Origin of the sequence: Nocardioides humilatus (genome assembly GCF_008373755.1) — a bacterium.
Classification (GTDB): domain Bacteria; phylum Actinomycetota; class Actinomycetes; order Propionibacteriales; family Nocardioidaceae; genus Nocardioides; species Nocardioides humilatus.
Map to the genome: position 1 here is coordinate 224,584 of NZ_VUJV01000001.1, position 11,743 is coordinate 236,326.

Genomic DNA, 11,743 nt, shown 5'->3' on the forward strand with positions numbered 1-11,743 from the left:
ACTCTTAGGGCATGGCAGGGAGGGTGCAGCTGGTGTAGTTGTCGCCTTGACGAACCTCGGCCTTCTTGCCGCCGGGGTTCGCGTCGCTCAGGGGGTTCAGGCCGGCCGCGTAGGACTCGGTCGTGGCGTTCGTGGCCGGGGAGGGCGCCAGGCCGACCAGCCCGAAGGCGTACGGCGCGGTGGTGCTGATCCGCGAGAGGTTGATCCCCGCCTGCTTGATGGCGGTGTTGGCGCTCGCAGCGTCGTTGCCGGTGATCTGCGCGCACACCCGCGGGTTGAAGCTTCCGCTGCCGTTGCTGCCGTTGTTGACGACGATGCCCGCGAAGGACTGGCCGCTGTTGATGTTGCTGGTCACGTTGTCCTGGACCCGGAGGTCCAGGCTGCCGTTCGAGTCGGCCTGGTACACCTGGATGCCGGGACCGGCCGTGTTGGTCACCGTGTTGGTGTTGATGGTGGCCACCGTGACCGGAGCGGCCAGCGTGCTGGCGTCGCCCTGCGTGGTCGGGCCGGTCGCGAGCCCGATGCCCGGGTCGACACCGGTGTTGTTGGCAGTGACCCGGTTGCCGCTGGCGTTGAACCAGACGGTCCCGCTGCCCTTGTTCTCGAGCAGGATCGTCACCAGCGCGGTGTTGGAGAGCGGGCTGGCCACCGTGCCGTTGCTGGTGACCGAGAACCTGCCCTGGCCCCGACCGATCATCCGAGTCACGATCGCGGACCCGCCCGCCCGGTTGGCCGGGTCACCGGTCACCAGGTTGCCGGTGATGGCCACGAGGTCAACCCCACCCGGTGTGCCGTAGGTGCCGGAGGGGCCGCCCGAGGTCGCGCCGTTGCCGCCCTCGAACCGGATGCCGTTGCCGCTCGGCACGCCGCTGATCGTGTTGGTCGCGATCGTGGCCTTCGTCAGGCTCGCCACAGTGCTCGCCGACCCGCGCAGCAACAGCGCGATGCCGTCGCCCTTCGAGAAGAAGGGATCGCCGTTGGTCGTGATCGTGTTGTTGCTGATGACCGCGTTGGTGATCGTGCCGGCGAAGTTGCGGATGTCGATGCCACCGTCGCGTGGCGTGGTGATCGTGTTCCCGGTGATCGTGACGACGCCGTCAAGGTTGTTGTTCAGCCCGCCACTGGTGTCGTTGAAGGCGATCGCAGCGTCGGTATCACTGACCCACGCGTCCCCCGCAGTGAGGATCGTGCCGTTGGTGAAAGAGAAGCCCGAGACGCCGGCGCCGCGCACCGCGCTCCGGTTGGTGCCTTCGAGGCGCACCCGGTTCAACGAGACCGGGCCGGTGTTGGTGAGGGAGATCCCGACGCCCGTGGTGTTGGCGATCGTTCCGCCGGAGTCCACCGCGCCGGTGCCGGTGACGGTGAACGATCCGGTCTTGCCGGGGCTGTTCAGCATGATGCCGTTGGCGGCGCCGTTGGCAGAGATCGCCTGGAAGGTGACCCCGGCCGCACCGATCGTCGTGCTGGTGATGTTGATGCCGGTGCCGGACGTCGTCTGGATCGTGTTGTTCGTCCCGGTGATCTCCACCGTCCCGCCAGCGTTGGCCACGAAGCCGGCGCCCGTGGTCGTGTCGATGTCGAGACCGCCATTGCTGAAGGCGATCGTGCTCCCCGTGTTGCTGGCGAGGTTGACCCCGATGGTGGTACCGGTGTTGATCGTCTTGGTCGTTCCAGAGAACGTCGTCGTGCCGCCGGTGTTGCCCAGGACCACGATCCCGCCGCCGGAGAGCGAACCCGAGAACGTGGTGGCACCTCCGGCCCGGGCGGTGACCTCGACCAGTTTGACCGCAGCGGGCGTCGCGATGGAACCCGCGTAGCTGACGGTGCCGGTGCCATGGTTGAGGTCGAACGCATTCTGCGCAGATCCCTGGATGACACTGGCGGCACCGGCGGAGAAGCCCCACGCCGTATCGGTGCCGTCGAGGATCACGCCGTTGGTCGTGCTGTTCGTCGAGCTGACGGACGTGAAGGTCAGCGAGGTGCCGACGGCGAGCCCGGTCGCGTTGACCGCCGGCCGGTTGGTGGAGGCGACCGTGCCGGCCGCAACCGTGATGCCGGTCGCGTTGGACAGCAGCACGCCGGGCTGGTCCGTCGTCGTGATCGCCACGCTCGAGATCGCCAGGCTGCCCGTCGTGTTGGTCAGGCTGATGCCGGGGCTCGTCGTGCTCGCGTTGACCTCGACCGATGCGACCGTGCCGGAGAGCGCGGTGTTGGTGAGCGCCAGAGCGCCGGCGCCCTTGGAACGCAGCGTCACGTTGGGCCCGAGGGTCAGTCCGTTGCCGGACCCGGTCATCTCGATGCTCGGCTGCGTAGTGGCCAGGGTCGGCTCGTAGATCGTCATGTGGCTGAGCACCACGCCCGGCGTGTTGGCGCCGGAGAGCGCGTTCGCCCCGCTGGCGAGGACATTGAGTCCGCGGACCTGGCTTCCGGACGCGAGGGTGATCACGTCGGATCCCGACGGTGCCGCCAGGAACGGCGCCGGCCCGCCCGACCCGTAGATGGTCTCCGCGGTCGCCGAGCCGACGTCGGTGTTGGTCAGGCTGGCGCCGCTGCCGAACAGCTTGTCGTTGGCCGAGAGCACGAGCGCCCCGCCCATGCCGAGCCCCCCGACCTGGATGAAGACGAAGACCGGCTCACCGGGTCCGGCCGCCGTGAGGGCAGCCGCGATCGTGTTGAACGGGCGGTTGACGGTGCCGTTGCCGGACCCGCCCGGTGAGGTGGGGGCGGCGTACCAGACGGCTCCGGACAGGCTGACCGTGAAGGTGATCGGAGAGGTCGAGGACGTGCCGTCGGTCAGGACGTAGGCGTAGGTGTCGCTGGCGAGCGAGGCGCTGGCCGGCGGGTGGTAGACGAAGGCACCGTTGGCCTGGATCGAGATCAAGCCGCCCTGCGCCGTCGCTGCGTCCGTGACGGGCGCGACGGTGATGTTGGACTCCAGGCCGTCGGGGTCGGTCGCGCTACCGACGAAGTTGACCGCTCGCTCGACGTGCGGCGTCAGGTCGGACAGGTCGGACGCAAGATCGGTGTTGCGGACACCGGTCGTCGAGGGCATGACCGATGGCGGGCCGGGCGCGTCGTTGACCGGCGAGATCGTGACGGCACGGGTGACGGCCGAGCTGTTGGCCGCACCGTCGTTGGCGACCACCGACATCGCGCGGTTGGCGTCGGTGGGGTTGGCCGTGCCGTCGTTGCGGTGGTCGGGGTCCTCGCTGGTGTTGCGGAACTGCACGTTGCGCAGGGCGTTCTGATACTCCGCGAGCGTGCCGCCGACCTTCGTCAGGGTGAGGACGCCGCCGGTGAAGGTCACCCCGAAGCCGGTGACCGCCGGGTTGAGCTGGACGGTGTCGAAGGACCCGTCGAACCCGGCCGACACCGTCACCTTGAGGGAGCCGAGGGTCGTGCTGTCGGGGTCGGTGATCGTCGCGGCGGCGCCGAACAGGTTCACGAAGCCGGCCTGCTCGGCGTAGGTCAGTCCGCTCGCCGCGTCCAGGTTGACCACCGGGGCGTCGTTGGCCTGGGAGATCGTGATCGTCCTCGCGACCGCGCCCGAGGGCACGGTGCCGTCGTTGATCACGACCGAGAACGCCCGGCTGCCGCCCGGTGCGTCACTCGTCGTGTTCCGGAACCCGACCGATCGCAGCGCGGTCTGGTAGTTGGCCTTCGTCGTCGTCCCGGTGAGGGTGAGGACGCCCGAGGAGAACGAGCCGGTGATGCCGTTCTGGTTGGTGAAGGTCAGCGTGTCCCCCGCGATCGGCGAGGAGATCGTCACGGTCGCCGACGCCACGTTGGCGTTGTCGACATCGGTCACGGTCAGGCCCGGGGTGACGAGTGAGGCGGTGCTGTTCTGCTCGACGTACGTCGACGCGGCACTCGCGTCGGCGATGGTCGGGGCATCGTTGACGTTGCCGAGCGTGACGGTGCGCGCCACTCCAGCAGACCCGGCTGCGCCGTCGTTGACCAGGAACAGGATCGCCGTGCTCGACGCGGTGAACGACTCGGCCGTGCTGCTGAACCTCAGCGTCCGGAGCGCGGCTTGGTACTGCGCCACCGTGGCCGTGCCACCGCTGATCGTGAGCACCCCGGTCCCGCTGTTGTAGCTCTGCGTCGCCGTGCCGGGCAGGCTGGTGACGGCCAGCACCATGCCTGCCTCGAAGCTGCCGATGCTGATCGTGGCCGAGGCGATGTTGGCGTTGTCGACGTCGCTCACGGTCGCCGACGGCGCGACCGTGATCGCGGAGCCGTTCTCGGTGTAACCGATGCTGCCCCCGTCCACCGTCACGACGGGCGCGTCGTTGGTCGCGTTGACGGTGACCCCACGGGTCGCCGGAGCGCTGTTGGCACCGTCGCCGTCGGCGAGGATGAACCTGACGGTCCGGGCGGTCGTGATCGGGGCGTCCGAGACGTTGCGGTAGGTGATGTTGCGCAGCAGTGCCTGGGTCCGCGACTGGGTCGCGAAGTTGTTGAGGGTGATCACCAGGGGTGTGGTCCCGGTGCCTCCGGCGAACGTGCCGAACGTGACGCTGCCGCCGTAGGTGACGTTGGATCCGGAGATGCCGATCTGGCCGGTGCCGGTGCCCTCGTTGCGGATCTCGAGCCGGTCCTCGGCCTGGCCACCCGCCGAGAAGTCGATCGTGAGCGTGCCGGTGTCGTAGTTGTCGGAGTCGACGTCGGAGATCACGCCGTTGGGGGTGATCACGGCGGCCGCGTTGTTCTCGTTGTAGGTCAGCGCGCTGACCTCGATGCCGGTGATCGAAGGGCTGTCGTTGGCCGCCCCCACCGTTACGGCACGGGTGGCCGCGCCGCTGGTCCCGCCGTCGCCGTCGGTCACGACGAACCGCACCGTGCGACTGGCCGTCGACGGGTTGTCGGAGACGTTGCGGTAGGTGACGTTGCGCAGCACCGCAGTGACGATCGTCGGGGTGGCGCTGACGCTGAAGGTGATGGTCAAGGACGTCGTACCGCTGCCGCCCGCGAAGCTGCCGACGGTCGTGCCGCCGTAGGTCACGTTGGAGCCGCTCACCCCGACCTGGCCGGCACTGGTGCCCTGGTTGCGGATCTCGAGCCGGTCGTCGGCGTGCCCACCGGCGGAGTAGTCGACCGTCAGGACGCCGGTGCCGAAGTCGGCCGAGTCGACGTCGGACACGGCACCGGTCGCGGTGACCACGGTCGCCGCAGCGTTCTCGCTGTAGGCCAGCGCGCCGGCCTCGACCCCGGAGATCGCCGGGTTGTCGTTGACGGCGCCGACGGTCACGACGCGTATGGCCGACGACGAGCTGGTGCCACCGTCGCCGTCGGTGACGACGAACCGGACGGTGCGCGCGGACGTCGACGGGTTGTCGGAGACGTTGCGGTAGGTGACGTTGCGCAGCACTGCCGTGACGACCGTCGGGTCGGCACTGCCGTTGAAGGTGATGACCAACGGCGTCGTACCGCTGCCACCCGTGAAGCTGCCCGCGGTCACCCCGCCGTAGGTCACGTCGGCGCCGCTGACCCCGACCTGGCCCGCTGCGGTGCCCTGGTTGCGGATCTCGAGCCGGTCCTCGGCCTGCCCGCCAGCGAAGTAGTCGACCGTCAGGACGCCGGTGCCGAAGTCGGCTGAGTCGACGTCGGACACGGCGCCGATCGCCGTCACCACGGTGGCCGCAGCGTTCTCGGTGTAGGCGAGCGCGCCGCCTTCGACCCCGGAGATCGACGGACTGTCGTTGACCGCCACGACGGTCACGCCACGGGTGGCGGCACTGCTGGTGCCCCCGTCACCGTCGGTCAGCACGAACCGCACCGTGCGGCTGGCCGTCGACGGGGTGTCGGAGACGTCGCGGTAGGTGATGTTGCGCAGCAGGGCCTCGGTCGCCGCCGGGGTCGCCGACGCGTTCAGGGTGATCACCAGCGGCGTGCTGCCGGTGGTCCCGCCCGTGAAGCTGCCGATCACGACGCCGCCGTAGGACACATCGGTTGCCGCGACGCCGATCTGGCCGGCCCCGGTGCCCTGGTTGCGGATCTCGAGGCGGTCCTCGGCGAGGCCGCCGGCGGAGAAGTCGATGGTCAGGGAGCCGGCGCCGAAGTTGGTCGAGTCGATGTCGGTGACCGTGCCGGTGGCTGTGATCGGAGCAGCGGAAGCGTTCTCGGTGAAGGAGAGCGCGGTGCCCTCGACCGCGCCCAGCACCGGCGCGTCGTTGGCGCAGGTCACCGTGACCGCGACGGTCGCCTCGGCACCGCCGACCAGGGTGTAGGTGAAGTCGTCGGTGGGTGCGCCCCCAGGAGCACTGTTGCAGTAGTCGGCTGCCGGCGCGTAGGTCAGGTCCGCGCCACCGTTCGTGATCACGACCGCGCCGTGCGCCGGTTGGGTGACGGTGTCGATCGCGACCGGCGCGTGGTCGCCCGGGTCGTCGTTGGCCAGTACGTCGACCGTGGTCGCTGCGTCGTCCTCGGTGACCGTCTTCGCGTCGTCGGCGGCGACGGCAGGGTCGTCGACGCAAGTCACGGTCACCGCGACGTTCGCCGTGTCCCCGTCGGGCGTCAGCGTGTAGGTGAAGTCGTCGGTCGGCGTGCCTCCCGGGGAGCTGTTGCAGTAGCCCGCGTCGGGCTCGTAGGTGACCTCTTCACCACCGTTGGTGACGACGACGGTGCCGTGATCGGGCTGGGTCACCGTGTCGACGTAGATCGGGGCGTGGTCGCCCGGGTCGTCGTTGAGGAGCACGTCGATGGCTCGCGGGTCGTCGTCCTCGTCGATGGTCTTGACGTCGTCGACCGCGGTCGCCGGCAGGTCGCCGCAGACGACGGTGACCGCGACCGTCGCGGTGCTCGTGCCCGGCCCCAGGGTGTAGGTGAAGTCGTCGGTCGGCGTGCCCCCGGGTTCGCTGTTGCAGTAGCCGGGGTCCGGCTCGTAGGTAAGGTCGGCGCCGCCACTGGTGATGGCCACCGTGCCGTGCGTCGGTTGGGTCACCGACCCGATCGACTTCGGGCCACCGTCGACGTCGGTGTCGTTGGCCAGCACGTCGACCGTCGTCGCCGCGGCATCCTCGGCGACGCTCGCGGTGTCGCCCACCGCCACCGGTTCGTCGTCGCGGCAGGCGACCTTCACCTTCACCTGGGCGGTCGAGCCGCCCGGGTAGAGCGTGTAGGTGAAGGTGTCCGGACTGGTCCCGGGAGGGGTGTTGCAGAAATCTGGGTCGGGGACGTAGAAGACCCGCTTCTTGCTCAGCGCGATCCGCACCGTGCCGTGCGGCGGCTGGGTGATCGCCTCCACCCGGATCGGCCCGCCGTCGGGGTCGGTGTCGTTGTCGAGGACCTCGATGTTGCGCTCGTCGACGTCCTCGTTGATCGTCCGGACGTCAGCCACGGCGGTCGGTTTCACCCGGTCGATCGTGTTGATGTCCTCGCAGTCGGGGTCGGCGACGTCCCAGTGGTCGTTGTTGGCGACGTCGTTGCCGTCGCCGCACGACATGGTGTCGAAGAAGCCCGCACCATCACGGTCCTGGAGGATGTCGTCGCCCGCGCCACCGATCGACGCGTCGTCGCCGTCGCCACCGCGCACGTCGTCGTTGCCGTCGCCGCCGTCGAGGGTGTCGTTGCCGGGACCGCCGTTCAGGAGATCGTCGCCGCCCAGGCCGTTGAGCTGGTCCGCACCACCGAAGCCGCAGATGACGTCGTTGCCCGACGTCCCGGTCAACGTGTCGGGCCCGTTGGTGCCCCTGATCGTGCACGGCGCGTCGACCGCCGGCGTGGCGGCCAGCGCCGCGGAGGGGAAGGCCTGCATGATGAGCGCAGCAGAGATCGCCAGGGCAAGGCGAACCTTCACCGTCATTTGTGCCGTCCTCGGGAGCTGAGGGGCGTGCATGTAGTCGTGTCGTCCCCGAGGACGTGAGCCGGACTCTGCCATCGGCGTGCGCTCGGCGTCCGCGGATTGGTAAAAGTCCCGGACAGCTCCGTGGCCGCGGTCCTGGCAGGCCCGACCCGGCCGACCGTGTCCCTGCGCGCGGAGGATCGTTGGACATCGCGTGTGGAAGACCTGGTTGATCCGCGGCGCCGCCCTCGCGGTCGTCGTGCTGGTGTCGGGTGCCTGGGCCTGGAGCCTCGCGTCGGGCCTCGGCGACGACTCGAAGTCCCCGAAGGACAAGCAGGAGCGTCAGGGCACCCACCAGCGCCGGGAAGCCCAGGACGCCAACGACAAGGCCAAGCCACGCCGCACTGAGGGCGCGGACCCGTCCGACAACGCCACCGACGGCTACGCGGAGATCGTCGATGCCGCTGACATCGCCACCGACGGCCCGTCCGACTCACCCGCGGCCCCGAGCACCCACGACACCCCGACGCCGGGGCCCTCCGGCGAGCCGCCGGCGACCCACACGCCGCACCCGACGCCCCATCCCACGCCGACGCCGATCCCCAGTGACCCGCCGACGACGCCTACTGACGACTGCACGGTCGACGTCGGTGGCGCGGTCGACTGCATTCTGGACCCGATCACCGGACGGCCCTGACAGACTCCTCCCATGTCTTTGCTGCGTGTCACGCGCGCCGGCCTCACCGGCCTCCTGATCGCCCTGCTCGCCGCCCTGCTGGTGCCGTCCGCCTCGGGCGCGCTCCCGACGCCGACTCTGACCGTTGCGCAGGCGCCCACGCCGGCGTACGTCGGCCAGCCCGTCACCCTCACGGTGACGATCAGCAACCCCGCGGCCACGACGAGCGAGGTCGTGACGTGGGAGAAGTTCAACGGACTGCTGTGGAGCAGTGTCGGGACCGCTCCGGTCAACGCCTCCTCGAAGGCGACGCTCACGGTCACCCCGACCTCGACGACGTCGGTGAAGTACCGCGCGCGGATCGCCGCGTCGGCGACCCACGCGGCCGGCACCAGTGCGTCGTACTCGCTGGCAGCGCAGCTGAAGGCGCCCACGATGACGCTGACCAGCGCGAAGGACTGGGTCGTCGTCAACCAGGCCGCCACCCTCACCGGGACCGTCACCGACCCGACGGCGCCCAACGAGACGATCACGCTGCAGAAGTGGTCCGGCCTGTCGTGGAGCACGGCGAAGACCGGCACCCTCCTCGCTGACTCGACGGTCTCGTTCTCGATCACCCCGACCACGACGGGCAACACGCGTTACCGCCTGTCGATCGCCAAGAACACCAAGCACGCGGCGGCGACGAGCCCGGAGTTCGTCCTGCGCTCGCTGGCCACGCCTCCCTTCGACTGCGGCGGCGGCACCCAGCCGTTGAAGCCGAACGGCACGCCGTGGACCTGCAGCTACAACGACGAGTTCAACGGCACCAGCCTCGACACGAACTACTGGACGCAGGGCACGTCGGACGCCACCAACAAGTTCCCGGGCCCGAGCTACCAGAAGTCGTGCTTCATGGCGAACAGCCCCAGCTACACGACCAACGCCGTGCACAACGGCGTCCTCGAGCTCTACGCCCTCGTCCTCCCGACCGCGGTCGACTGCGGTCGCGGCGTGAGCAGTCGGATGGTCTCGGGCGAGGTGTTCTCCTACACGAAGTTCGCCCAGACCTACGGTCGCTACGAGGTCCGCGCCAAGCTGCCCGACCTGCAGACCAAGGGCGTGCAGGAGACGTTCTGGTTGTGGCCGGAGAACCAGTACCCGGACGGCGAGATCGACTTCGCCGAGTTCTACAGCGCCAACCCGTCGAGCAACTTCCCGGTGATGCACTACTACGTGGACGACTCGACGAGGGATCCGGCGACGCACCACAACACCTACCAGACGGTGGCGGGTTGCCCGCTGACCGCAGGCGCCTACAACACCTACCGCCTCGAGTGGTCGCCCGGGAACATGAAGTTCTTCATCAACAACGTGCTCTGCCTGGAAAACAACTACCAGGCGGCCAACACCGCGACGGGCAGCCCCGAACCCTTCAACCGGGACTTCTTCCTCGCTCTGACGCAGGCCTTCGGCACCAACGTGGGCGGCGACAATGTCTTCCCGCTCGCCACCGGTCCGACGTCGTCGAGCACGAAGATCGAGTACGTCCGGGTCTGGAAGTAGGAAATACCGAGATCTGATAACGACTCGGTCGCAGCTGTAGCCACGAACCTCACTCGCGGATAGAACTCGTTCTCGTTCTGTTCGAAAAGTGAGGGAGATCACAGTGAAGACCCAGATCGCTCGGGAGATCGCCGCGGCCTCGGTCAGCCGGCGAGCGCTCCTCGCCGGCGCCGGCTCGGTCGCCGCCCTGTCCACGTTGGGCACCCGTTTCGCGGCACCGGCTTCGGCCGGCGCACCGCTGGGGGACGGCGCCTCGGTGCCGGTCCTCGTCATCGGCACCGGCTACGGCGGCGCCGTCGCTGCCCTGCGCCTGGCACAAGCAGGCGTCCCGGTCGAGATGGTCGAGATGGGGATGTCGTGGGACACGCCCGGCTCGGACGGGCGAATCTTCCCGAAGGTCACGTCCCCCGACCATCGGGCCTACTGGCTGCGCACCCGCACCAAGGCACCGGTGAGCAACTTCTTCGGCTTCCCGATCGACAAGGACGTGCCGCGGTTCACGGGCGTCCTCGATGCCGAGGAGTTCGCGGGGATCACCGTCTACCAGGGCCGTGGCGTGGGCGGCGGCTCCTTGGTCAACGGAGGCATGGCGGTCACCCCGAAACGCGAACGCTTCGGCTCGATCCTGCCCTCCGTCGACGCCGCCGAGATGTACGACACCTACTACCCACGGGCCAACGCCGCCCTCGGGGTCGGGTCGATCGACCCTGTCTGGTTCGAGACCGCTCCGTGCTACCAGTACGCCCGGGTCGGGCGGAAGCACGCACAGCGCTCCGGGTTTGCCTGGACCTTCGTGCCCGACATCTACGACTGGGACTACATGAAGGCCGAGCAAGCCGGCACCGTCACCCGCTCAGCGCTCGACGGCCAGGTGATGTACGGCAATGACGCAGGGAAGAAGTCGCTGGTCCGGACCTACCTCAGCCAGGCTCTGGCGACCGGGCGGGTCAACATCACGCCGTTGCACCGGGTCACCACCGTCTCCCCCGCGCCGGGTGGCGGCTACGTCGTACGCATGGAGCAGATCAACACCGCCGGCGACGTCGTCGCGACCAAGAACGTCACCGCAGGGAAGGTGTTCTTCGCCGCGGGAAGCGTCGGCACGAGCAAGCTCCTGGTCAAGCTCAAGGCGACCGGCTCGCTGCCTCTCCTCAACAGCGAGGTCGGCAAGGGCTGGGGCGACAACGGCAACGTGATGTGTGGCCGCGCCAACCACATGTGGGACGCCACCGGCACGCTGCAGTCGACCATCCCGTGCTCCGGCATCGACAACTGGGCCGCGGGCGGAGCGTTCGCGGAGGTCGCGCCGCTGCCGACCGGGATCGAGACCTACGCCTCGCTCTACCTGTCGATCACCAACACGAGCAAGCGGGCCGAGTTCTCCTGGAACGCCGCTGCGAACCGGGTCGACCTGTCGTGGCAGACGGCCTGGAAGCAGGACTCGATCACGATGGCCAAGACGATCTTCGACAAGATCAACAGCAAGGAAGGCACGATCTACCGCACGGACCTTTTCGGCGTCTACAAGCAGTGGCAGGACGGCCTGACCTACCACCCCCTCGGTGGGGCGGTGCTCAACAAGGCCACCGACAACTACGGGCGGCTGCAGGGATATCCGGGCCTCTACGTCATCGACGGCGCACTGATCCCGGGCAACACGACCGTCAACCCGTTCGTGACGATCACCGCGCTGGCCGAGCGCAACATCGAGAGGATCGTCGCGGCGGACCTCTGAGGTC

The 11,743-nt window shown here is 68.9% G+C and carries 4 protein-coding genes; 3 read left to right on the plus strand and 1 reads right to left on the minus strand.

Translation table 11 applies throughout. The features are described 5' to 3' along the window. Positions 1-4 precede the first annotated feature (4 nt). Positions 5-7,804, minus strand: coding sequence for an Ig-like domain-containing protein (locus tag F0U44_RS22825; RefSeq protein ID WP_188113253.1), 7,800 nt, complete (start codon positions 7,802-7,804; stop codon positions 5-7). 193 nt (positions 7,805-7,997) lie between these two features. Here F0U44_RS22825 and F0U44_RS01050 point away from each other — a divergent pair, with 193 nt between their 5' ends. From F0U44_RS01050 to F0U44_RS01060, 3 genes are all read left to right on the plus strand, one after another. Next, complete coding sequence (locus tag F0U44_RS01050) at positions 7,998-8,480, plus strand: RodZ family helix-turn-helix domain-containing protein (RefSeq protein WP_149726420.1); 483 nt, start codon at positions 7,998-8,000, stop codon at positions 8,478-8,480. Between the two features lie 12 nt (positions 8,481-8,492). After that, on the plus strand, positions 8,493-10,004 hold the full coding sequence (locus F0U44_RS01055) for a glycoside hydrolase family 16 protein (RefSeq protein ID WP_149726421.1): 1,512 nt from the start codon (positions 8,493-8,495) through the stop codon (positions 10,002-10,004). 103 nt (positions 10,005-10,107) lie between these two features. Next, positions 10,108-11,739: a GMC oxidoreductase gene (locus tag F0U44_RS01060; protein WP_188113254.1), complete on the plus strand. Its 1,632-nt coding sequence runs from the start codon at positions 10,108-10,110 to the stop codon at positions 11,737-11,739. Positions 11,740-11,743 lie beyond the last annotated feature (4 nt).

Excerpts from the sequence above, each read along its gene's own strand:
- F0U44_RS22825 (WP_188113253.1), bottom strand. The coding sequence starts at position 7,804 with ATGACGGTGAAGGTTCGCCTTGCCCTGGCGATCTCTGCTGCGCTCATC.
- F0U44_RS01055 (WP_149726421.1), top strand. The coding sequence starts at position 8,493 with ATGTCTTTGCTGCGTGTCACGCGCGCCGGCCTCACCGGCCTCCTGATC.